This is a genomic window from Pectobacterium aquaticum (assembly GCF_003382565.3).
Taxonomy (GTDB): domain Bacteria; phylum Pseudomonadota; class Gammaproteobacteria; order Enterobacterales; family Enterobacteriaceae; genus Pectobacterium; species Pectobacterium aquaticum.
In genome coordinates this window covers 4,083,221-4,105,576 of sequence record NZ_CP086253.1, presented here as the reverse complement: position 1 = coordinate 4,105,576, position 22,356 = coordinate 4,083,221, and the positions used below count along the sequence as shown (strand labels likewise).

Here is a 22,356-nt window from a genome sequence, read left to right as displayed (position 1 = left end):
GGCGGGAAAACACTAAGTCTACCCAAAACGGTGAGCGCTTTCACGTAAAGTGTTGATGACAATTTTTTCTAACGTAAAGGTTACCCGACAATATAGGTTGCGGTGGCGCTGGCTAAATGCGAACCCTGCTCGTTATGCAATTCGGCACGGGCGACGGCGATTTTATTGCCACCGCGCAGCAGCGTGCTGGTAATGGTGAAGTGTTCTCCATAGCCCGGCCGCAGATAATCCACCCGCATATCAATCGTTCCCATGCGTGCGAGCCGGTGATGAAATTCCTGATCGCTGATCGTCTCATGGCGCAGCAGCGTGTTGCCAACGCAGACCAATCCGGCTGCAACGTCCAGCCCAGCAGCAATCACGCCGCCATGCAGAATCTTTTGTGCCGCATTGCCGATGAGCTTATCTTGCCGAGCGAACGTCAAGACGGCGTTGTCGGCTTCAAACTGCTGTAATTCAAGACCTAATTCGATGTTGAATGGCATCTTGTAAATGAAAATCTCGCCAACGAGCTGGCGCACGGTCTCTCTGGTTAGTGTGGTTCCCTGAAATGATGGTACGTCAGCCATAGTGGTTTCCCGCTCTGATAAGAGATACACATTAAATGTGGTTTATTTGATGCATTTACGTTGTGTAGATGTTTATTTTATGCATTTATTTTGTTTCTTTCCAGAAAAGGCCAAGAAACGGGAGAACGATAATTCAAACGTCGTTGAACTGTGTAGAATGGCCGGCTTGCGTGGGGAAGGCTTATCACTATTTAGATAAATGAGTTTATTTAGATAAAAGATTTTATTTGGATAAAAGCATGCTGGAGAAAAACATGTCGGAGAAAATGAATGCATAAAATCGGATTCGTACTGGCAGCATTACTGACAGCACAGGCTCATGCCGAAGACACAACAAACGCACCTGCACCAAATCAACCTGCGGTGCGTGGCAGCATTATTGCCAGCCTGTTAGAAGAGCATAATACCCCGTTTGTTCTCTATCCTTACGAGAGCAACTACCTACTGTATACCTATACCAGCAACATCAATAAAACGGCGATACAGAGCTATAACTGGGGTGAAGATGCACGTAAAGATGAAGTGCATTACCAGTTGAGTTTGGGGTTCCCGATCTGGCGTGGCATTCTGGGTGATAACTCGTTACTGGGGGCTTCCTATACGCAACGCTCGTGGTGGCAGTTGTCTAATAAGAGCGAGTCTTCTCCGTTCCGTGAAACCAACTATGAGCCACAGGTCTTTTTGGGCTGGGCAACGAACTACACATTAGCAGGCTGGACGCTGCGGGATGTGGAAACGGGCTTTAATCACCAGTCTAATGGCCGCTCTGACCCGACGTCGCGCAGTTGGAATCGCGCTTATGTGCGCCTGATGGCGCAGAACGGCAACTGGCAGGTTGATGTGAAGCCGTGGGTGCGTTTCTCCGATAGTGAGGACGATAACCCTGATATCACCAAATACATGGGTCATTACCGCTTACGCGTCGGCTATGTGTGGGGCGACAGCGTGTTTAGCGCAGAAGGGCGCTATAACTGGAACAGCGGCTACGGCGGCGGTGAGTTGGGCTGGAGCTACCCGCTGACACGTCATGTCCGTTTCTACACTAAGGTGTTTAGCGGCTATGGCGAATCCCTGATTGATTACAACCACCGTCAGACCCGCTTTGGCGTTGGTGTGACGCTGAACGACATGTTCTAACGATCGTGTTTCAGTGACTGGTGTTTTAGCGATTACCGCTTTAGCTCTGTCGTTTTACCAAACTAACGATTGCAGTTTTACCCAACGGCGCTGAAAATAGCGCCTGTTTGATTTCATTGAATTGGGGACGGCGTGTCTACGGCGGAAGTATTGAATAAGGAAGCGCTGGCGGTTCAGGTTCTGCGGGACACGTTCGGCTACCAGCAATTCCGACCGGGTCAGCAGGAAATTATCAGCGCGACGCTCAGTGGGCAGGACTGTCTGGTTATCATGCCGACAGGCGGCGGCAAATCGCTGTGCTATCAAATCCCCGCGCTGGTGATGGACGGGCTGACGCTGGTGGTGTCCCCGTTGATTTCACTGATGAAAGATCAGGTTGATCAGCTTCAGGCCTACGGTGTTTCGGCAGCCTGCCTGAATTCGACGCAGACGCGCGAGCAGCAGCTTGAGGTGATGGCCGGTTGTCGTACCGGTCAAATCAAGCTGCTTTATATTGCGCCTGAACGCCTGACGACGGACAGCTTCCTCGATCATCTTGCCCATTGGCAGATTTCCCTGATCGCGGTGGATGAAGCGCACTGCATTTCCCAATGGGGGCACGATTTCCGGCCTGAATACCGGGCGCTGGGGCAGATTAAACAGCGTTTCCCTCATCTTCCTTTTATTGCGCTGACCGCTACTGCCGACGAGACCACGCGGAACGATATCGTTCGCCTGTTGGATCTCCAGTCGCCGCTGATTCAGATCAGCAGCTTTGACCGTCCGAATATTCGCTACACGCTGGTGGAGAAGTTCAAGCCGCTCGACCAGCTCTGGATGTTCGTGCAGGGGCAGCGTGGAAAAAGCGGCATCATCTACTGCAATAGCCGCTCCCGCGTGGAAGATATTTGCGCACGCTTGCAGGCTCGTGGACTGAGCGCAGGCGCTTATCACGCTGGTCTCGATAACGAACGGCGTGCGCAGGTACAGGAAGCGTTCCTGCGCGACGATCTTCAGGTGGTGGTGGCGACCGTCGCCTTTGGTATGGGTATCAACAAGCCTAACGTGCGGTTTGTGGTGCACTTTGATATTCCGCGCAACATCGAATCCTACTATCAGGAAACGGGGCGTGCCGGACGTGATGGACTCGCTGCCGAAGCCGCGCTGTTCTACGATCCGGCGGATATGGCATGGCTGCGCCGCTGTCTGGAAGAGAAACCGGCTGGGCCGCAGTTGGATATCGAGCGTCATAAGCTCAATGCGATGGGCGCATTTGCCGAAGCGCAAACCTGCCGCCGTCTGGTGCTGCTGAACTATTTCGGTGAAGGACGCCAAGAGGCCTGCGGCAACTGCGATATTTGTCTCGATCCGCCGAAGCGCTATGACGGGCTGGTAGACGCGCAAAAGGCACTCTCCTGCGTATACCGCGTTGGGCAGCGCTTTGGTTTAGGGTATGTCGTCGAGGTGCTGCGTGGGGCGAATAACCAGCGTATCCGTGACTTCGGCCATGACAAACTGCCGGTTTACGGTATTGGTAAAGAGAAATCGCAGGAGCATTGGGTTAGCGTGCTGCGCCAGCTGATTCATCTGGGTTTGCTGAACCAGAACATCACAATGCATTCTGCGGTACAGCTTACCGAATCTGCGCGTCCGGTACTGCGGGGAGAAATGCCGCTACAGCTGGCCGTGCCGCGTGTGATTAACCTGAAACCGCGCGCCAATCAAAAATCGTACGGTGGAAATTACGACCGCAAGCTGTTCGCCAAATTGCGTAAACTGCGTAAATCCATCGCGGATGAAGACAATATTCCGCCTTACGTGGTGTTCAGCGATGCCACGCTGCTGGAGATGGCGGAACTGATGCCGATCACTGCCAGTGAGTTGTTGAATATCAACGGGGTTGGACACCGTAAACTCGAACGTTTCGGTGCGCCTTTCATGAACATGATTCGCGATCATGTCGATAATAATGATGACGAGTGATGCTCGTCTTGTCTGACCGCATTTAAAAAACAGGAGAACCAACATGCTGATGCTATTTATGACGGTGGCGCTGGTGCATTTCATTGCTCTGATGAGCCCGGGGCCGGATTTCTTTTTCGTTTCACAAACGGCGGCCAGCCGTTCCCGCCGTGAAGCGATGATGGGCGTGTTAGGTATTTCTCTGGGCGTGATGGTTTGGGCGGCTATCGCGCTGCTGGGGCTGCACCTGCTATTGCAAAAAATGGCCTGGTTGCATACGGCAGTTACCGTCGGCGGCGGGCTGTACCTGTGCTGGATGGGCTGGCAGATGCTGTGCTCCGCGCGCAGTAAAGCACAGATTGAAACCACTCAGGAGAAGGCGGTAGTACTGCCTCAGCGCGGCAAAACCTTCATGCGTGGACTATTGACGAATCTGGCGAATCCGAAGGCGCTGATCTATTTCGGCAGCGTGTTCTCGTTGTTTGTGGGCGACAGCGTCGGCAGCGGTACGCGTTGGGGCTTGTTCGCGCTGATCTCGATTGAAACGCTGATCTGGTTCAGCCTGGTTGCGATGGTTTTCGCCCTACCGGCAATGCGTCGTGGCTATCAGCGTCTGGCGAAATGGGTGGATGGTGTGGCGGGCGTGCTGTTTACCGGGTTCGGCCTGCACCTGATTTTCTCTCGTTAACCTTTCCCTCTGAATGATAGGCGTGCACCGCTAGCCGATACGGCGCACTGCCTTAATCAGGTCTTTCTCGCGGTGGCAAGTAACGCGCCAACCAGCACGAACAGTGAACCAAATATCCGGTTGAGCGTCTTCATCTGCCGTGGGCCTTTCAGCCATCCGGCGATACGTGTGGCTAGCGTGGCGTAACCAATCATCACGATAATATCGACCACAATGGTGGTGACGCCCAACACCAGATACTGTGCGGCCTGCGGCTGGTGGGGAATAATGAACTGTGGGAACAGCGCCGCCAGAAACACGATGCTTTTCGGGTTGGTCAGATTTACCAGCACCGCACGTTTAAAGAGTCTACGACGCGGCATGGCGCTGGCGATCGCCTGAAGGTCAAGTGCGCCTGCGGCGCGCCATTGCTGAATTCCCAGCCAGATCAGATACGCCGCGCCCAGCCATTTCAACACATCGAAAGCCAGTACCGACTGGTTAAGCAACGCGCCTAACCCAATGCCGACCAGCACGATATGAATCGCCAGCCCAACCTGTAAACCACAGATTGAGGCCGCCGCGCCGCGATAGCCGTGGCTAATTCCGGTGCTCATGGTGTTGATGGCACCAGAGCCGGGCGACAGGCTGAGAATAAGCGTTGTGAGTAAGTAGGTTAACCACCAGTCCAATGTCATGAAGCATGCCCCTGAATCACGTTCTGTATTACGAGAGTCTGTCTGTTTTTTATGTCACAATACGCTTGTGCTCCACTGCTTGTCATGTTCTTCCGCTAGCTTTGTTTTCCCGCGTCACCGGAGAGGTGTGATGATTCAACGCCACAACACGTTGTTTACGTCTGAACGGTTAACGCCTGAAGGGTTAACCTCGAACCTGTTAACGCGAGAAGCGCAGTTTGCCGCTTTTGCTACCGGAGAATTACTGGATTTCTGGCGTCAGCGCGAAGAGGGCGAATTCTCTGGCGTAGACGATGTGCCGATCCGGTTCGTTCGCTTTACCGCGCCCCAGCACGACAAGATTGTCGTTGTCTTTTCAGGTCGTATCGAAAGCTATGTCAAATATAGCGAAGTGGCTTACGACCTCTTTCATAGCGGCTATGATGTGCTCATCATGGATCACCGTGGGCAAGGGAGATCGGGTCGCGTGTTGCAAGACGGCCACCGCGGACACGTGCTGCGCTTTAGCGATTATGTCGATGATGCCGAAACGCTGTGTCAGCAGCATATTGGCCCGAAACACTATACCCGCCGATTTGCCTTAGCGCATTCAATGGGGGGCGCGATTCTGGCGCAGCTTTTGATTCGCCAACCTGAAACGTTTGATGCCGTGGCGCTGTGCGCGCCGATGTTTGGTATTCGTTTGCCGCTTCCTCACTGCGTTGCTGGTTGGATCGTCGATTGGGCGGAGCGCCGCCCGACGATACGCGATTACTACGCCATCGGCACAGGGCAATGGCGTCCTTTGCCTTACCGGATGAATGTGCTGACGCACAGCCGTGAACGCTACCAGCGTGGCATTCGCTTTTATGCGGATTCTCCGGATTTACGCATCGGCGGCCCCACCTATCATTGGGTGCGCGAGGCGATACAGGCGGGGAAACAGCTACTGGCTCAGGCCAGTGCCGTCACCACGCCGCTTCTACTGTTACAGGCGGGAGAAGAGCGCGTGGTGGATAACCGCAGCCAGAATGCGTTTTGTCAGGCACTGGCACAGAGCGGTAACGCCAATTCAAACGGCGTTTTACAGGTTATCCACGGTGCGCGGCATGAAATTCTTTTTGAAACGGATAACCTCCGCGCTCAGGCATTTGCGCTGATTCTGGCGCACTTTGCGCGTTATCATTAATTTTAGACTGTTGGCAGGTCGTTCAACGGACGCTGCCAGCAACCTCGTTAATTTTTTGCGGCGCGTGCCGCCACAACACACCAGAAGTGAGATCTCATCGCTATGTACCATGTCGTTGCTTCCGATTTAGATGGCACACTGCTGTCACCTGACCATTCGCTGTCCCCGTATGCGAAAGAAACCCTCAGGCTGCTGACGGAAAAAGGGATTCACTTTGTGTTCGCTACCGGACGGCATCACATGGATGTCGCGCAGATCCGCGATAATCTCGGTATCAGCGCGTTTATGATTACCTCGAACGGTGCGCGTGTGCACAACTCGCAGGGTGAGCTGATTTTCAGCCACAATCTGGATCAGGACATTGCCCGCGACCTTTACAGCGTCGTACACAATAACCCCGATATGCTGACGCACGTTTACCGCGATGATGAGTGGTTTATGAACCGTCCGCGTGCGGAAGAAGAGCGTTTCTTCAAAGAATCGATCTTTAAATACAAGCTCTTTGAGCCTGCACTGCTTGAGACCGATGGCGTCAGCAAGGTGTTCTTTACCTGCGATTCCCATGAACAGTTGTTGCCGTTGGAAGAAGCGATCAACGCGCGCTGGGGCGACCGTGTCAACGTGAGCTTTTCGACGCTTACCTGTCTGGAAGTGATGGCGGGCGGCGTGTCTAAAGGCCATGCGCTGGAGCAGGTAGCGAAGATTATCGGCTTCTCGCTCAAAGAATGTGTGGCGTTTGGTGATGGCATGAACGACTACGAAATGCTGTCGATGGCCGGAAAAGGCTGTGTGATGCAGAACGCGCATCAGCGCCTGAAAGATATGCTGCCGGATCGCGAAGTGATTGGCTCTAATGCGGACAGCGCGGTGCCGAATTACCTGCGTGAACTGTTTCTGAAGTAATCAGCGCTGAGGTTGTGCTGTGATTTATGGCACAAACGAAGGCGGCGTCATCAGGACGCCGCCAGAGGGATGCTACAAGAGCGGGTTAGGCGCCACTGGCTAACTCTGCTTTATGTTTTTTCTCATTCAGCATAACAACAACCAACAGAAGTACCGCCAGAATGCTGCCGCCGATCATCACCATGAAGCCACCGTCCCAACCGAAGAAGTCAACGGTGTAGCCGACGATGGCGCTAGCGGCAACGGAACCACCGAGGTAACCGAACAGGCCGGTGAAGCCCGCTGCGGTACCAGCTGCTTTTTTCGGTGCCAGTTCCAGTGCATGCAGACCAATCAGCATGACTGGGCCGTAAATCAGGAAGCCGATAACGATCATACAGGCCATGTCTACACCCGGGTTGCCGGCTGGGTTCATCCAGTAAACGATGGTGGCTATTGTCACCAGCGTCATGAAGAACACGCCTGTTGCACCACGGTTGCCTTTGAAGACCTTGTCGGACATCCAGCCGCACAGCAGCGTGCCCGGAATACCCGCGTATTCGTACAGGAAGTAAGCCCAGGAAGATTTATCCAGTGCGAAGTGTTTAACTTCCTTCAGATAGGTCGGGGACCAGTCGAGAATGCCGTAACGCAGCAGGTAAACGAAAACGTTGGCGATCGCGATGTACCATAGCAGTTTGTTGGGGAAAACGTACTGCATGAAGATCTGCTTAGCCGTCAGTTCTTCTTCCGCTTTTTCATTGTAATCAGCAGGATAATCGTTTTTGTATTCTTCAATCGGTGGCAGACCGCAGGATTGCGGTGTGTCACGCATCAGTGCAAATGCGATAAGCGCAACCAGAATAGCGGCGAAGGCCGGCATGTAGAGTGCGGCTTTCCAGTCGTTAAACCAGGCCATACCCAGCAGGAACAGCAGAGGCGGAAGCCCACCGCCGACGTTGTGAGCACAGTTCCATACGGACACGATACTGCCGCGTTCTTTTTGTGACCACCAGTGAACCATGGTGCGTCCACACGGTGGCCAGCCCATCCCTTGGAACCAACCGCACAAGAACAGCAGGACGAACATGACAGCAATGCTAGAGGTTGCCCAGGGTACGAAGCCCATGAATAACATGACGGCTGCTGCCAGAATTAGACCCGCAGGTAGGAATACACGTGGGTTGGAGCGGTCAGATACCGAACCCATGATGAATTTGGAAAAGCCGTAGGCGATGGAAATACCCGACAGCGCGAACCCAAGGTCACCGCGCGAGAAGCCTTGTTCAATCAGATAAGGCATGGCTAGTGTGAAGTTTTTACGTACCAGATAGTAGGCGGCGTAGCCAAAAAAGATCCCCATGAAAATCTGCCAGCGCAGGCGGCGATAGAGCGGATCGACGTGTTCTTGCGACACGCGTGGCTGGTGGGCGGCGGGCCTAAAAATACTCAGCATAGATATCTCCAATGCGAAAAAAAACGAGAGCTTTTTTGTTCTATTACGAACGCTATTGTATGGGGCTAGCGTACAAATGAGTGTGATTCATGACGCTAATGTTACACTTTTATGAAACTGTGACGATTTTTGCGCTCATGTTAACAGAATTGGAAAATTCCACAGTGTGGTTTTAGTGATGAAAATCACACTTATTGTTTTTAGACACCCCTTTATTTTCGTTTTGTGCTCGTTTTTGCTCTTTATCAAACATTGACCCTTCTTTCTGTGTCCCAATAGCAACATGTATACCCTCCGCCTGAAGTGAGAACAGAATGAAAAACATGGGGAACTGGCGTGAAACTGACGTGGTTGTCATCGGCGGTGGTGCGACGGGAGCGGGTACGGCACGAGACTGTGCCCTGCGTGGACTGCGCTGCCTGCTGCTTGAACGTTATGACATTGCGACCGGCGCGACCGGGCGTAATCACGGCTTATTACACAGCGGTGCCCGCTATGCAGTAACCGATGGCGAGTCTGCCCGCGAATGTATTGAAGAAAACCAGATTCTCCGGCGGATAGCTCGCCACTGTATTGAGCCTACCGACGGTCTGTTTATCACCTTGCCAGAAGACGATCTCGGTTGGCAGGCGCAGTTTATTACCGCCTGTCAGCAGGCGGGAATTCGCGCGCAGGCGTTGGACCCGCAGGAAGCGTTACGACTGGAACCGGCAGCAAATCCGACGCTGATTGGCGCGGTGCGCGTGCCGGATGGTTCGGTCGATCCCTTTCGCCTGACGGCGGCCAACATGATCGATGCCTGCGAGAACGGCGCGGAAGTGTTGACCTATCACGAGGTCATCGGGTTGATTCGCAAGGGCGATCGTATTACCGGTGTGCGCGTTTTCGACCATAAAAAAGGTGTAGAAACAGAAATCTATGCACAGGTGGTGGTCAACGCGGGCGGTATTTGGGGGCAACACATTGCGGAATATGCCGATCTGCGCGTGCGTATGTTTCCGGCAAAAGGCGCGCTGCTGATTCTTGGACATCGCATCAATAACATGGTGATCAACCGCTGTCGTAAACCGGCGGATGCCGACATTCTGGTGCCAGGCGATACCATTTCGCTGATTGGCACCACCTCAACCCACATCGATTACGATCAAATAGACAATATGCTCGTGACGCCTGCTGAGGTGGAAACGCTGATGCGGGAAGGCTCGATGCTGGCGCCGACGTTGGCGAGTACGCGCATTCTACGCGCCTATGCGGGCGTTCGACCGCTGGTTGCCAGCGATAGTGACCCCAGCGGACGCAGCGTGAGTCGCGGCATTGTGCTGCTCGACCATGCCAGCCGCGACGGGCTGGAAGGATTTATTACCATCACCGGCGGCAAGCTGATGACCTACCGCCTGATGGCGGAATGGGTGACTGACGCCATCTGCAAAAAGCTGGGTCATGACGTGGCCTGCTCGACGGCACAGACGCCGCTGCCCGGTTCTGAATCGCTGGAGGAGGTGAAATCCGCTCCTCACCCCCTGTCTGCTTACCCTGCGGCAAAACCGCTCTCTGCGCCGCTGCGCGGCTCGGCGATTTATCGCCACGGTGAACGTGCCGGAAGAATGCTGTCCGGTGAGCGTCTGGACCGCAGCCTGGTGTGCGAATGTGAGGCCGTGACGGCGGGGGAAGTGCGCTACGCCGTTGAGTCGTTGCAGGTGAATAACCTGATTGATTTACGTCGGCGCACCCGCGTGGGTATGGGCACCTGTCAGGGCGAGCTGTGCGCCTGTCGTGCGGCGGGTCTGCTGTGCCGTCTGGGTACTGCGACGCCGGAGCAGTCGCTCACGCAGCTCAGCCAGTTTTTGAACGAACGCTGGAAAGGGATTCGCCCGATTGCGTGGGGCAATGCGCTGCGCGAAAGCGAGTTTACCAGTTGGATTTATCAGGGATTGTGCGGCCTGACGGCCAGCGACAGTCAGGAGGATCGTCATGCGCTATGACGTTGTGATTATCGGTGGCGGGCTGGCGGGATTGACCTGCGGCATTCGCTTAGCGGAGCAGGGAAAACGCTGTGCGATTGTCAGCGCGGGGCAGAATGCGCTGCATTTTTCTTCCGGTGCGCTGGATTTACTTTCCCATCTCCCTGACGGACAGCCCGTTAGCCAGCCGCTCGATGCGCTGGATGAGTTGGCGCGTCAGGCTCCTCATCATCCTTATTCCCGTATGGGCGCGACGGCAGTGGCGGCCCTGTTGCCACAAGTTGAGGCGCTGCTGGAACGCAGCAATATCACCCTGCAAGGCCATTATCAGCAGAACCACTGGCGCATGACGCCGTTAGGTAAGTTTCGCGCCTGCTGGCTGAGCCCGGTCGATGGCGTAACGCGTGGTCTACCGGATGCTCGCTTTGGCGATAATCCGCTGATTGCCGGTATCGAAGGTTTTCTGGATTTTCAGTCCCGTATTGTGGCCGGCACGCTACAGACGCAGGGGATCGCGGCACGCAGTGATGAACTCAAGCTGCCCGTGCTGGATCGATTGCGTCATAACCCCAGCGAATTCCGTGCGGTCAATATCGCCCGCGTGCTCGACCGACCGGAAAATCGCTCGGCGCTGCTGGAGGAATTGTCGCTTCTGGCTAACGGTAACGATGCCATCATCATGCCAGCCTGTCTGGGCTTGGACAGCCCTGAAATCATCAATGAACTCGCTGATGCGTTAGGTAAACCGGTGCTGCTGTTACCGACATTGCCGCCGTCATTGCTCGGCTTACGCCTGCATCAGGCGCTGTCGCAGCGCTTTCGTCAACTGGGTGGCATGGTGATGCCGGGCGATCGTGCGGTGCGCGCCTCGCTGTCGCCGCAAGAGATTGCGATTCATAGCCACCATCATCGCGATATTCCGCTGCGAGCGAAGCATGCGGTGCTCGCGAGCGGCAGCTTTTTCAGTAACGGATTGGTGACGCAGTTTGATCGCGTGACCGAACCGGTCTTTGGGCTGGACGTTCGGTTTGCAGACCAGCGCGAGGGCTGGAGCCAGCAGGATGTGTTTGCGCCGCAGCCGTATCTGCAATTTGGTGCGATTGTCGATGAACATCTGCATCCGCGCATTGGGGGCGAAACGGTCAACAACCTGTTCGCGATTGGCGCGGTGCTGGAAGGTTTCGACCCCATTGTGCAGGGATGTGGGGCGGGGGTTTCTTTGCTCAGCGCACTTCATGTTGCCGAACAGATTTTGAAGGAGGGCAACCCATGAGCCTGCTTAGCGATAATAGTTTTGAAGATTGCATCAAGTGTACGGTCTGTACCACGTACTGCCCGGTTTCACGCGTGAACCCACTTTATCCCGGCCCGAAACAGGCTGGCCCAGATGGCGAACGCCTGCGGCGTAAAGATCCGGCACTGTATGATGATGCGCTGAAATACTGCACCAACTGCAAACGTTGTGAAGTCGCGTGCCCGTCGGATGTTAAAATTGGCGATATTATTCAGCGCGCAAAGGCGACGCACAGCAACCACAAGCCGACGCTGCGTGATGCGATTCTGAGTCATACCGACTTCATGGGGTCGATTGCCACACCGTTTGCGCCGTTGGTGAATACGGCTACTAGCCTGAAACCGGTGCGCCAACTGCTGGATAAGGCGTTGAAAATTGACCACCGTCGCCAGTTGCCGAAATACTCGTTCGGCACCTTCCGGCGCTGGTATCGCCAACAGGCAGCAAAACAGCAGGCCTATGATGAGCAGATCGCTTACTTCCACGGCTGCTATGTGAACTACAACCATCCACAGTTGGGTAAAGATCTGGTTCAGGTCTTTAACGCGATGGGCATTGGCGTCCAGTTGCTGAATAAAGAGAAGTGCTGCGGCGTGCCGCTGATCGCCAATGGTTTTCACGACAAGGCCAGAAAGCAGGCGCACGCGAATATCAACTCGCTGGATGAGGCGATTAATCAGAAATCCCTGCCGGTGGTTGCGACGTCGTCCAGTTGTACGTTCACGCTGCGGGACGAGTATCCACATCTGCTGGGCGTGGATAACGGTCACGTGCGCGATGGTGTCGAACTGGTGACGCGTCAGCTCTACCGTCTGCTGGAAGAAGAAGGGCGAACGCTGCCGCTGGGTAAATTGCCGCTGCGGGTGGCGTATCACACGCCTTGCCATCTGGAACGAATGGGCTGGACGGCGTATACCCTGGCGCTGCTGCAACGCATTCCCGGTCTTGAGCTGGTGATGTTGGATTCCCAGTGCTGCGGCATTGCGGGTACCTACGGCTTCAAGAAAGAGAATTACGCCACGTCGCAAGGTATTGGCGCACCGCTGTTTCAGCAGATTGAAGAGAGCGGAGTTGATATCGTGGTGACGGACTGCGAAACCTGTAAATGGCAGATTGAGATGTCGACCAGTAAAAAGTGTGAACACCCGATCACCCTGCTGGCAAGGGCATTGGCGCAGCCAGAGTAAAAGGTGGCAGGGAGCAAAACGTGTAATGCCAATCGCTTAAGCGTGAACGTAGGGGAAACACGGTGATGAGGTTCCCGTAGGGATACCTCGCACCGTGGTAGCCCCGGTATCTCGATCTTGAAACGATGGGTGTTAAGCAAAACAGATTATTTCCCTACTCTTGTTGAGAATAAGAACTTATCGCAAAAAGCACTTTACAAGTGCGAATGATAATGATTATTATTGTCGTGCATTCTAGGGGACGATGCCATGCGCCTGTATTAGTTATTGATGGTGTTCATGACGATCCGGCTTCCCTGTGAAGGCACGACATTGCTCACATTGCTTCCAGTATTATTTAGCCAGCTCGGGTGCTGGCTTTTTTTTTTGCAATTTCCTTCCAGCCCGTCATCCCGTTCTGATTTTTCGAACAGAGCGGTGAGTTTTTTGCGCTATCTTATTTATCGCCGCCCGTTACACTTTCCTTATCAAAAACGTGGGAGGAAATAACATGATCTATTTACGTCAAGCGCAAGATCGCGGACATGCGAATCACGGCTGGCTCGACAGCTGGCACACATTCTCATTTGCCGATTATTACGATCCTGATTTCATGGGATTTTCGGCACTGCGCGTGATTAATGAAGACGTTATCGAAGGCGGTCAGGGTTTTGGCACGCATCCGCATAAAGATATGGAAATTCTGACCTATGTATTGTCCGGTGCGGTTGAACATCAGGACAGCATGGGAAATAAAGAGCAGGTGCCAGCGGGCGAGTTCCAGATTATGAGCGCGGGAACGGGCATTCGTCACTCTGAATACAATGCCAGCAAAGACGAACCGTTGCACCTGTATCAAATCTGGATTATCCCAGAAAAAACTGGGCTGACGCCGCGCTACGAGCAGAAACGCTTTGATGTGCAGCAAGGGCGTCAGCTGGTGCTGTCCCCGGATGCGCGTGAAGGCTCGCTGAAAGTCTTTCAGGACATGACGCTGTGGCGCTGGGCGCTGAAAGCGCAGGAGCAATCGGTGTACCCGATTCAGGCTGACCGCCGCGTCTGGGTTCAGGTGGTGCGCGGTACGGTAGAGATTAACGGCCAGAAAGCGGAAGCCAGTGATGCCTTCGCGGTCTGGGACGAAACGGCGATCTCCGTACACGCCAGCGAGGACAGCGAAATCCTGCTGTTTGATCTGCCGCCAGTATAACGGCGAATGAAAAAAGTGAAGAAGCCCGCGTAGGAAAAGACGCGGGTTTTTTATTTATCACGACCTGATTACATCATTCAGATTCTGCCCTCAGTTTTTACTTTCCTGACGCTTTTTTTGTTAGACTTAGATTACTGTTTTTCAGGCATTTTAGTCGACGATGAAGAAAAAAAGACCCGTTCTCCAAGACGTTGCTGACCGTGTTGGGATTACCAAAATGACGGTAAGCCGCTATTTGCGTAATCCCGCTCAAGTGTCCGCCGCGTTGCAGGAAAAGATCGCTATTGCATTGGATGAGCTGGGCTACATCCCCAACCTCGCGCCGAATATGCTCGCCAGCGCCACCAGCCGAGCGATTGGCGTGCTGCTGCCGTCATTAACCAATCAGGTTTTCGCCGAAGTCTTGCGCGGGATTGAACGCACGGCGGAAGCGCACGGCTACCAGACCATGCTGGCGCATTATGGCTATCATCCTGACAGAGAAGAACAGCGTCTGACGTCACTGCTGTCGTATCATATCGATGGGCTTATTCTGGCCGAACGTACTCACACGCCGCGAACGCGCCAGATGCTGGACGTTGCTGGTATTCCGGTCGTCGAACTGATGGATTCCGTCTCGCCCTGTCTGGATATGGCTGTCGGGTTTGATAACGTTGAGGCCGCTCGACAGATGACGCTGCGTATGGTCGCGCTGGGGCATCGTCATATCGTCTATCTCGGTGCGCGTCAGGATGAGCGTACGATTATGCGCAGTCAGGGCTACGAGCAAGCGATGTGGGAAAGCGGGCTTAAGCGCTATTGCGTGATGAGTGAGCGGGCGTCTTCCTATTCGCTTGGTGGCGAACTGCTGCGGCAGACGCAGGCGGAATACCCGCAGGTCGACAGCGTGTTTTGCACCAATGACGACTTAGCCGTCGGCGCGATGTTCGAATGCCAGCGGCAGGGGTTGCGCGTGCCGGATGACATTGGCGTAGCCGGTTTCCACGGGCACGACATTGGTCAGGCGATGGTGCCGAAACTGGCCAGCGTACTGACACCGCGTGAACACATGGGACGCATCGGCACCGAACAACTGCTGGCTCGTCTGCGGGGTGAGCCAGTGACGCAGGAGAGGGTCGATGTCGGCTTTACCGTGCTGGACGGCGAAAGCCTCTAAGCCGCTGCGTTAGCCTGCCGCGCGCAGTGCATCAACGCAGCGCTGCACGACGTCTTCCCGGGTGCCGTCAATATCGACTTTCAGGACATCCGGCTCATCGCTACCCGGTTCTTCCAGCGCATCGAACTGGCTTTTCAGTAGTTCTGTCGGCATGAAGTGGCCTGCTCTGGCTTTGTGACGCTCCAGAACCAGCTCAAAGCTACCTTTCAAATAGATAAACACCATCTTTTCGTTGCCTTCGCGCAGGCGGTCACGGTAACGCTTTTTTAGCGCGGAACAGACGATGATGCCGGTCTCGTTTTTGTGCGCCAGGCTGTAGGCGACATCGCTGAGTCGCTCCAGCCATGGTGCGCGGTCGTCGTCATTCAATGGCGTACCGCTGGCCATTTTCTGGATATTCGCGCGCGGGTGCAGATCGTCGCCGTCAATAAATTTTGCCTGAATGGCGCGGCCAAGTTCAGCGCCAACTGAGGATTTTCCACTGCCTGATACGCCCATCAGAATAATGCTTCGACCTGACATAATTTGATCTCTATCTCAAACTGTAAATTAAATGATACTTAATGGTTCCATACTTTAACATGTTACCCGTATCATGTTACCGGTATCAAATGATGATGTGATACACCTCACAAACAATTAGCCAACCCAGACCGAGTGCCCTAAAGAGATTATTAACGATGACAGAAATCACCTCCGCCTATAGCGCCAGTGTGTTGTTGACCATTGCCGCTGGTGCAGTCGCACTGTTATTGGTGCTGATTATGCGCTTTAAAATCCATGCGTTCCTGGCGCTGACACTCGTCAGTCTGGTAACAGCATTGGTAACAAAAACACCTTACGAAAAGATTGTGCCGACGCTGCTAAGTGGTTTCGGTAGTACGCTGGCATCCGTTGCCCTGCTGGTTGGACTAGGGGCAATGATTGGCCGCCTGTTAGAGGTGACCGGCGGCGCGAATGTGCTGGCGGATACGCTAATCAATAAATTTGGCGAACATCGTGCACCTTTTGCGTTAGGGGTTGCTTCTCTGCTGTTCGGCTTCCCGATCTTTTTTGATGCAGGTCTGGTTGTTATGCTGCCGATTATTTTCAGCGTGGCAAAGCGCTTCGGTGGCTCGACGCTAAAATATGCGTTTCCTGCGGCGGGCGCGTTTGCCGCTATGCATGCGCTGGTACCGCCACATCCTGGCCCCGTTGCTGCGAGTGAATTGTTAGGTGCTAACATCGGGCTGCTGGTGATTATCGGGGGCATCATCGCGCTACCGACCTGGTATTTCGGCGGCTACCTCTATGGGTTGTACGCAGGTAAAAAATTCGACATCAAACTGCCTGCAAGCTTCTTGTCTGCGGTTGAAACGGATACGGCCGTTAAACCACCACGTTTTTCCGTGGTGTTGAGTATTCTGCTGCTGCCATTAGTGCTGATTTTTCTCGATACCGGGCTGAATACGCTAACGGTGATGGGAATAGTGAGCGGTGATAACGGCGTGGTGCAGTTCTTACGCATGTTGGGTAAAACGCCAGTTGCATTACTGATCACGGTGTTCTTTGCGTTGATGGTCTTTAGCGGTCGTAAGAGCGGAGCACATCTTGAAAAGATTTGTGACGGCGCGTTAGGTCCGATTTGTGCCATTATTTTGGTAACTGGCGCAGGTGGCATGTTCGGTGGTGTTCTGCGTGCCAGCGGAATTGGCAACGCGCTGTCCGGTGCACTGGCAGATACAGGCTTGCCTGTTATCGTTGCTGCATTTGTGGTGTCGATGGCACTGCGTGTGGCACAGGGTTCTGCAACGGTGGCACTGACGACGACGGCAGCGCTGATGGCGCCCACAGTGGCGGCGACCCCCGGCCTTAGCCAGTTCGATCTCTGCTTTATTGTGGTGTCGATTGCGGGTGGGGCGACTGTGCTGTCACATGTGAACGATTCGGGCTTCTGGCTGGTCAGTCGTTTCCTTGAAATGGATGAGAAAACGACCCTGAAAACCTGGACGGTGATGGAAACGCTGCTCGGCACCATCGCGTTCTTGCTGGCGTTAGTGGGAAGTATTCTTCTCTAATGTGTTTAACCCCCTTCCTTGTGGAGGGGGCTTTTAGTCACATTTTTTATGCCGACTAAGAGATGGTTTCGTGCGCGATAATGTCGTTATTTTCATGCTACTTCGTAGCACGCGCCCGACATGGGGCGGCTCAAACGCCGCTCGCCCCATGACCCCAGGCTTCTGGCTAAATTATGCCGCTACGCGGTGCCATCGGCGTTCATGACCACCTTTCGAGCCGACGGTGACGCGCTTACTCGCCCCATAAACGGGGCTCGCCCTTCGGGCCAGCACAAGTGCTGTTCAAAAACGTCTCTGACGTTTTTGTCCGGCGCGGCATCGTCTTTCGCGGCGTCCCTGCCGCTCACTCGGTGGTCATGCCCACCGCTGCATAATTTTTACGCCGGATAACGTCAACCCCATAATAATTTGCGCATTTATGTATAAGACAGAGGGGGTAACTGCGTAGCTATAACTTCATATAAGCACGCACGCCGTCGAGGAACATCTGCGTCGATAGCATCACCAGAATCAATCCCATCAATTTCTCCAGCGCACTCACGCCTTTCTCACCCAGCAAACGCAAGAACACATCTGACATTAGCAGGATGATGAATGAGATCGTCCAGGCGATAAACAGTGCCAGCGTCAGATGAGGTAGCTGATTGGGATACTGGTGAGACAGCAGCATCAGCGCCGCGAGGATCGACGGCCCCGCAACCAGCGGAATCGCCATGGGCACCAGAAACGGTTCCTCTCCGGCTGGCAGACCGCTGCTGTTGCCTTCCTGCGAAGGGAAAATCATACGAATCGCGATGAGGAACAGCACGATACCGCCGGAAATCGACACGGTTTCGGTGCGCAGATTCAGGAACGCCAGAATGCGTTCACCGGCGAACAGAAAAATCAGCATCAGCCCGAGCGCAATCAGCATTTCACGGATCAACACCACGCGTCGGCGTTTGGGGTCAAGATGCTTGAGCACGGACATAAAAATCGGCAGGTTGCCGAGTGGATCCATAATGAGCAACAGCAGCACCGTTGCGGAGATCATTTCTGTCATGTTGGTTTGTTACTCCCAAAACCTTGTTTCCTGACCGGGGCCATCTTCATGGGCTGACCAACGTGATTATCCTGTGCCAGGTTGATGATATTAGAATGACTGCTGAAAAACGGCGTACTATCGAATAAATTCACTTGCGACTTGATGTACATTTTGTAAGGCTGAACGACACAATTATTTACGGGTTTACGACACGACACGCGCAAGCCTCTGCGGCAGATCACTGAGTCAGCAATCACTAAGCGCTATCGACGTTAGCCAGAATTCTTTTTGTTACCCCCAAAGCAGGACAGTTACCATGAAAAATGTTGGTTTTATTGGCTGGCGCGGTATGGTCGGCTCGGTTCTCATGCAGCGCATGGTCGAAGAACGCGACTTTGATGTGATTCACCCGGTATTCTTTTCGACCTCTCAGCATGGCGAGCCTGCACCCGCACTGGGTGGTCATCAAGGCGTGTTGCAGGATGCTTATAATATTGAAGCACTGCGCGCGTTGGACATCATCATTACCTGTCAGGGCGGCGATTATACCAATGAAGTCTACCCAAAGCTGCGTGAAAGTGGCTGGCAGGGCTATTGGATCGACGCCGCGTCCTCACTGCGTATGAAAGATGACGCGATCATTATTCTGGATCCGGTTAACCACGGGGTGATTCAACAGGGGCTGGATAAAGGCATCAAAACCTTTGCCGGCGGCAACTGTACTGTCAGCCTGATGCTGATGTCATTGGGCGGCCTGTTTGCGAACAACTTGGTGGAGTGGGTTTCTGCTGCGACGTATCAGGCGGCTTCTGGCGGCGGTGCGCGCCACATGCGTGAGCTGCTGACCCAGATGGGTGCGCTGCATGGTGAAGTGGCGAAAGAGTTACAGGATCCGGCCTCTGCGATTCTGGATATCGAACGTAAAGTGACCGCGCTGACCCGCAGCGGTTCGCTGCCGACGGATAACTTCGGCGTGCCGTTGGCAGGTAGCCTGATTCCGTGGATCGACAAACAGTTGGATAATGGCCAGAGCCGCGAAGAGTGGAAAGGTCAGGCGGAAACCAACAAGATTCTGAGCACCAGTAGCGTCATTCCTGTCGACGGCCTCTGCGTGCGCGTCGGCGCACTGCGCTGCCACAGTCAGGCGTTCACCATCAAACTGAAAAAAGACGTGGCGCTGCCGGAAATCGAACAACTGCTTGCAACCCACAATGACTGGGTGAAAGTGGTGCCGAACGATCGCGATATCACTATGCGTGAGCTGACGCCTGCTGCGGTAACGGGCACGCTCTCCACGCCGGTGGGTCGTCTGCGTAAGCTGAACATGGGGCCGGAATATCTGTCCGCCTTCACGGTCGGCGATCAGTTGCTGTGGGGAGCCGCTGAACCGCTGCGCCGTATGCTGCGCATCCTGCTGTAGTTAGTTATCTTGCTATCGTTCTGCTGCTTTTCTGGCGCAACATCGTTTGGTGTTGCGTCAGTTTCATACTCACGTTATATCGGAAATAGAAATGAATGAATGCCGACAGTGAAGAGGAGATGCCGCAGGTATTGACCTGGAGAAATCAGAAATTCGTTGTAACAACGAATAACGATCTACTGGATATTGATGCCATACATTGCTATTTAACGCGTTCAAGCTGGGCAACGGGCATTGATATTGATACCGTTCAGGAATCCCTTGCTAACAGCCTTAATTTCGGGTTATTCACTGAAAGTAAGCAGATTGGGTTAGCACGTGTAGTGACGGATTTTGCGACTTTCGGTTATCTCTGTGATGTTTATGTACTGGAAGAATATCAGCAGCAAAAATTGGGAAGCTGGTTAATGGAATGCTGCCTTGACCACCCAGTGCTTAAGCGGTTGCGGCGTATTATGTTACTGACATCAACTGCACCATGGCTCTATGAAAAAGCAGGATATTCTCCGGTTAACAAAGAAAACTATGTTTGGGCGATTACTCGTCCTGATATGTATCAATCAAAGATCCATCCGGCTTTAGTAAACCCGTTAGATTAAGAGTCGTCCCCCCTCTATTAAGCGTACGTGATCGACTGCGCAATACGTATTTTTCGCAATTGTGATGATTCAGTCTGACGTCATGGTTGTCTACGTATCCAACCCGCAACGCCTTTATCTAACCCATCACGCCACGCTATCCAGCTTTTCCAGTGCCTGATGAGGTGAGATCAGCGGAACGCGCACTTCGACACGGGTGAATTTATCCGCTTCGCTGACCACTGTGATGCCATAGCGGTTGCCGTAGCGTGCTTTGATACGGCGGTCGACCAGATTCATGCCTAGCCCATCGCCACCGCTGCGGGGCTGATAGGTGCCGGCGTTATCTTCCACTGACAGCTCCAGCGTGTTGGCGTGCAGGCGTCCGCTGATGTGGATGTGCCCGTTTTCAATCATCTGCGAGATACCGTGCTTAATCGCATTTTCGACAATCGGTTGCAGGGAAAATGCGGGTAATCGCGCTTCACGCAGCGCTTCCGGCAGCGAAATGTCTACCGTCAGGTGATCGGCAAAGCGCGCTTTCTCGATTTCGAGATAGGCGTTAACGTGCTCCAGCTCGTCATTGAGCGACACTTCATCGTTGCTGCGCTTGAGGTTTTTACGGAAAAACGTCGATAGGGACAGCACCAGTTGGCGAGCGTGATCGGGGTTGCGCCGTATCACGGCGGACAGCGTGTTGAGTGCGTTAAATAGAAAATGCGGGTTGACCTGCGCGTGTAGCAGCTTGATTTCCGACTGGGCCAGTAGCTGTTTCTGCTGTTCAAAGCGGCCCGTCAGAATCTGTGCGGAAAGCAGGTGGGCGATCCCTTCCCCTAGTGTGCGGTTAATGCTGGAAAATAGCTTATTTTTGGGCTCATAAAGCTTGATCGTGCCGACAACGCGCTGATCTTCACCGCGCAGCGGGATCACCAGCGTGGAGCCGAGTTTGCAGTGTGATGAAACCGAACAGGTATAAGACACCTCGTTGCCGTCGGCGTACACCACCTGATTGTTGTCTATCGCCCGACGGGTATGTGATGACGTGATAGGCGCGCCGACGTTGTGGTGGTCGTCGCCCAGTCCGATAAAGGCCAGCAGCTTGTCACGATCGGTAATGGCTACGGCACCCACACCTAACTCTTCATACAAAATACGGGCAACGCGCATACTGTTTTGCGGGTTGAATCCCTGACGCAGTGCCCCTTCGGCGCGGGCGGCGATTTGCAGTGCCTTGGCGGAAAACGCGGAGGTGTATTTTTCAAAAATGGCACGTCTGTCGAGCAGGATACGCATGAACATGGCAGAACCGATGGTATTGGTGATCATCATCGGCAAAGCAATGTCTCGAACCAGTTCAACGGCATTATCAAACGGACGGGCGACCAGCAGGATAATCGCCATTTGTAGTATCTCCGCAACCAGCGCGGTCAGCCCTACGACGAGGGGCTGAAACAGCAAATCGATGCGGTTGCGGCGTGCCAGATAGCGGTGTAGCAGCCCACCGAGCAAGCCTTCGGCAATCGTCGATAACATACAGGCCAGCGCGGTCATTCCGCCCATCGAATAGCGGTGTAATCCACCCGTTAACCCGACGAGAAAACCGACAGAAGGGCCGCCTAGCATGCCGCCGAGCACGGCGCCCGTCGCGCGGGTATTGGCAATCGAATCGTCTATATGCAAACCGAAATAGGTTCCCATGATGCAAAACACGGAAAAAACCAGATAGCAGACCAGCTTGTGCGGCAGACGGATGGTGACCTGCATCAGCGGGATGAACAGCGGTGTCTTACTGAGCAGATAGGCGATGACCAGATAAACGCACATCTGCTGTAACAGGGAAAGAATCAGATCAACCTGGCTAACCATGGGCGGGGTCTCTTCACACGAAATCCATTAAATTGTACTGCTTTTTCCCTATTAACGAATCGATATTAAACAAATAATGCTAATTGTCTTGCGTCATAACTTATTCATA

The 22,356-nt window shown here is 53.9% G+C and carries 19 protein-coding genes; 13 read left to right on the top strand and 6 right to left on the bottom strand.

Going from position 1 to position 22,356, the window contains the following annotated elements:
- Positions 1 to 80: 80 nt before the first annotated feature.
- Positions 81 to 569, bottom strand: a complete 489-nt coding sequence (locus tag DMB82_RS19000) for a thioesterase family protein (RefSeq protein WP_116156405.1) — start codon at positions 567 to 569, stop codon at positions 81 to 83.
- A gap of 270 nt (positions 570 to 839) precedes the next feature.
- On the opposite strand from DMB82_RS19000, the gene pldA reads away from it, so the two are divergent.
- The 3 genes from pldA to rhtC all read left to right on the top strand — a co-directional run bounded on the left by pldA (position 840) and on the right by rhtC (position 4,335).
- The gene (pldA, locus tag DMB82_RS18995) at positions 840 to 1,706 is read left to right on the top strand and encodes a phospholipase A (protein ID WP_116162778.1); all 867 of its coding nucleotides are present in this window, start codon (positions 840 to 842) and stop codon (positions 1,704 to 1,706) included.
- Between the two features lie 132 nt (positions 1,707 to 1,838).
- Positions 1,839 to 3,668, top strand: coding sequence for an ATP-dependent DNA helicase RecQ (gene recQ / locus DMB82_RS18990; RefSeq protein WP_116162776.1), 1,830 nt, complete (start codon positions 1,839 to 1,841; stop codon positions 3,666 to 3,668).
- Between the two features lie 43 nt (positions 3,669 to 3,711).
- A complete protein-coding gene (gene rhtC, locus DMB82_RS18985; protein ID WP_116156408.1) occupies positions 3,712 to 4,335 on the top strand; it encodes a threonine export protein RhtC in 624 nt (207 codons plus the stop codon).
- A gap of 56 nt (positions 4,336 to 4,391) precedes the next feature.
- On the opposite strand, the gene rhtB is transcribed toward rhtC, so the two are convergent.
- Entirely contained in the window at positions 4,392 to 5,012 is a 621-nt protein-coding gene (gene rhtB, locus DMB82_RS18980; protein WP_116156409.1) for a homoserine/homoserine lactone efflux protein, read from the bottom strand.
- A 130-nt stretch (positions 5,013 to 5,142) separates the two neighbouring features.
- Here rhtB and pldB point away from each other — a divergent pair, with 130 nt between their 5' ends.
- Positions 5,143 to 6,180, top strand: coding sequence for a lysophospholipase L2 (gene pldB / locus DMB82_RS18975; RefSeq protein WP_116162774.1), 1,038 nt, complete (start codon positions 5,143 to 5,145; stop codon positions 6,178 to 6,180).
- Between the two features lie 102 nt (positions 6,181 to 6,282).
- Positions 6,283 to 7,083 carry a sugar/pyridoxal phosphate phosphatase YigL gene (yigL, locus tag DMB82_RS18970; RefSeq protein ID WP_010294521.1) on the top strand — a complete coding sequence of 267 codons (801 nt, stop codon included), beginning with the start codon at positions 6,283 to 6,285 and terminating at the stop codon, positions 7,081 to 7,083.
- A gap of 85 nt (positions 7,084 to 7,168) precedes the next feature.
- On the opposite strand, the gene glpT is transcribed toward yigL, so the two are convergent.
- Positions 7,169 to 8,518 carry a glycerol-3-phosphate transporter gene (glpT, locus tag DMB82_RS18965; protein ID WP_102116912.1) on the bottom strand — a complete coding sequence of 450 codons (1,350 nt, stop codon included), beginning with the start codon at positions 8,516 to 8,518 and terminating at the stop codon, positions 7,169 to 7,171.
- 314 nt (positions 8,519 to 8,832) lie between these two features.
- On the opposite strand from glpT, the gene glpA reads away from it, so the two are divergent.
- From glpA to gntR, 5 genes are all read left to right on the top strand, one after another.
- Positions 8,833 to 10,500, top strand: coding sequence for an anaerobic glycerol-3-phosphate dehydrogenase subunit A (glpA, locus tag DMB82_RS18960; RefSeq protein ID WP_102116911.1), 1,668 nt, complete (start codon positions 8,833 to 8,835; stop codon positions 10,498 to 10,500).
- On the top strand, positions 10,490 to 11,752 hold the full coding sequence (gene glpB / locus DMB82_RS18955) for a glycerol-3-phosphate dehydrogenase subunit GlpB (RefSeq protein ID WP_116162772.1): 1,263 nt from the start codon (positions 10,490 to 10,492) through the stop codon (positions 11,750 to 11,752). The genes glpA and glpB overlap by 11 nt, the downstream gene beginning before the upstream one ends.
- The gene (gene glpC / locus DMB82_RS18950) at positions 11,749 to 12,960 is read left to right on the top strand and encodes an anaerobic glycerol-3-phosphate dehydrogenase subunit GlpC (protein ID WP_102116909.1); all 1,212 of its coding nucleotides are present in this window, start codon (positions 11,749 to 11,751) and stop codon (positions 12,958 to 12,960) included. The genes glpB and glpC overlap by 4 nt, the downstream gene beginning before the upstream one ends.
- A 490-nt stretch (positions 12,961 to 13,450) precedes the next feature.
- Positions 13,451 to 14,146, top strand: a complete 696-nt coding sequence (locus tag DMB82_RS18945) for a pirin family protein (protein WP_102116908.1) — start codon at positions 13,451 to 13,453, stop codon at positions 14,144 to 14,146.
- A gap of 160 nt (positions 14,147 to 14,306) precedes the next feature.
- Positions 14,307 to 15,302 carry a gluconate operon transcriptional repressor GntR gene (gntR, locus tag DMB82_RS18940; RefSeq protein WP_102116907.1) on the top strand — a complete coding sequence of 332 codons (996 nt, stop codon included), beginning with the start codon at positions 14,307 to 14,309 and terminating at the stop codon, positions 15,300 to 15,302.
- 9 nt (positions 15,303 to 15,311) lie between these two features.
- Here the strand turns inward: gntR and DMB82_RS18935 are convergent, their stop codons facing one another.
- Complete coding sequence (locus DMB82_RS18935) at positions 15,312 to 15,824, bottom strand: gluconokinase (protein ID WP_102116906.1); 513 nt, start codon at positions 15,822 to 15,824, stop codon at positions 15,312 to 15,314.
- A 158-nt stretch (positions 15,825 to 15,982) separates the two neighbouring features.
- Between DMB82_RS18935 and DMB82_RS18930 the strand changes: the two genes are divergently transcribed.
- Positions 15,983 to 17,359, top strand: a complete 1,377-nt coding sequence (locus DMB82_RS18930; RefSeq protein ID WP_103971693.1) for a GntP family permease — start codon at positions 15,983 to 15,985, stop codon at positions 17,357 to 17,359.
- Positions 17,360 to 17,807: 448 nt separating this feature from the next.
- Here the strand turns inward: DMB82_RS18930 and DMB82_RS18925 are convergent, their stop codons facing one another.
- Positions 17,808 to 18,401, bottom strand: coding sequence for a YhgN family NAAT transporter (locus tag DMB82_RS18925; RefSeq protein WP_014916905.1), 594 nt, complete (start codon positions 18,399 to 18,401; stop codon positions 17,808 to 17,810).
- Between the two features lie 298 nt (positions 18,402 to 18,699).
- Here DMB82_RS18925 and asd point away from each other — a divergent pair, with 298 nt between their 5' ends.
- Together asd and DMB82_RS18915 are read left to right on the top strand one after the other, a co-directional pair.
- A complete protein-coding gene (asd, locus tag DMB82_RS18920) occupies positions 18,700 to 19,803 on the top strand; it encodes an aspartate-semialdehyde dehydrogenase (protein WP_102116904.1) in 1,104 nt (367 codons plus the stop codon).
- Positions 19,804 to 19,898: 95 nt separating this feature from the next.
- Complete coding sequence (locus DMB82_RS18915) at positions 19,899 to 20,402, top strand: GNAT family N-acetyltransferase (protein WP_116162770.1); 504 nt, start codon at positions 19,899 to 19,901, stop codon at positions 20,400 to 20,402.
- A 126-nt stretch (positions 20,403 to 20,528) separates the two neighbouring features.
- On the opposite strand, the gene DMB82_RS18910 is transcribed toward DMB82_RS18915, so the two are convergent.
- Positions 20,529 to 22,247, bottom strand: coding sequence for a sensor histidine kinase (locus DMB82_RS18910; protein WP_102116903.1), 1,719 nt, complete (start codon positions 22,245 to 22,247; stop codon positions 20,529 to 20,531).
- Positions 22,248 to 22,356: the final 109 nt, after the last annotated feature.

Coding starts and splice junctions, on each gene's coding strand:
- DMB82_RS19000 (WP_116156405.1), bottom strand. CDS start 569: ATGGCTGACGTACCATCATTTCAGGGAACCACACTAACCAGAGAGACC.
- pldA (WP_116162778.1), top strand. CDS start 840: ATGCATAAAATCGGATTCGTACTGGCAGCATTACTGACAGCACAGGCT.
- rhtC (WP_116156408.1), top strand. CDS start 3,712: ATGCTGATGCTATTTATGACGGTGGCGCTGGTGCATTTCATTGCTCTG.
- rhtB (WP_116156409.1), bottom strand. CDS start 5,012: ATGACATTGGACTGGTGGTTAACCTACTTACTCACAACGCTTATTCTC.
- pldB (WP_116162774.1), top strand. CDS start 5,143: ATGATTCAACGCCACAACACGTTGTTTACGTCTGAACGGTTAACGCCT.
- yigL (WP_010294521.1), top strand. CDS start 6,283: ATGTACCATGTCGTTGCTTCCGATTTAGATGGCACACTGCTGTCACCT.
- glpT (WP_102116912.1), bottom strand. CDS start 8,518: ATGCTGAGTATTTTTAGGCCCGCCGCCCACCAGCCACGCGTGTCGCAA.
- glpA (WP_102116911.1), top strand. CDS start 8,833: ATGAAAAACATGGGGAACTGGCGTGAAACTGACGTGGTTGTCATCGGC.
- glpB (WP_116162772.1), top strand. CDS start 10,490: ATGCGCTATGACGTTGTGATTATCGGTGGCGGGCTGGCGGGATTGACC.
- glpC (WP_102116909.1), top strand. CDS start 11,749: ATGAGCCTGCTTAGCGATAATAGTTTTGAAGATTGCATCAAGTGTACG.
- DMB82_RS18945 (WP_102116908.1), top strand. CDS start 13,451: ATGATCTATTTACGTCAAGCGCAAGATCGCGGACATGCGAATCACGGC.
- gntR (WP_102116907.1), top strand. CDS start 14,307: ATGAAGAAAAAAAGACCCGTTCTCCAAGACGTTGCTGACCGTGTTGGG.
- DMB82_RS18935 (WP_102116906.1), bottom strand. CDS start 15,824: ATGTCAGGTCGAAGCATTATTCTGATGGGCGTATCAGGCAGTGGAAAA.
- DMB82_RS18930 (WP_103971693.1), top strand. CDS start 15,983: ATGACAGAAATCACCTCCGCCTATAGCGCCAGTGTGTTGTTGACCATT.
- DMB82_RS18925 (WP_014916905.1), bottom strand. CDS start 18,401: ATGACAGAAATGATCTCCGCAACGGTGCTGCTGTTGCTCATTATGGAT.
- asd (WP_102116904.1), top strand. CDS start 18,700: ATGAAAAATGTTGGTTTTATTGGCTGGCGCGGTATGGTCGGCTCGGTT.
- DMB82_RS18915 (WP_116162770.1), top strand. CDS start 19,899: ATGAATGCCGACAGTGAAGAGGAGATGCCGCAGGTATTGACCTGGAGA.
- DMB82_RS18910 (WP_102116903.1), bottom strand. CDS start 22,247: ATGGTTAGCCAGGTTGATCTGATTCTTTCCCTGTTACAGCAGATGTGC.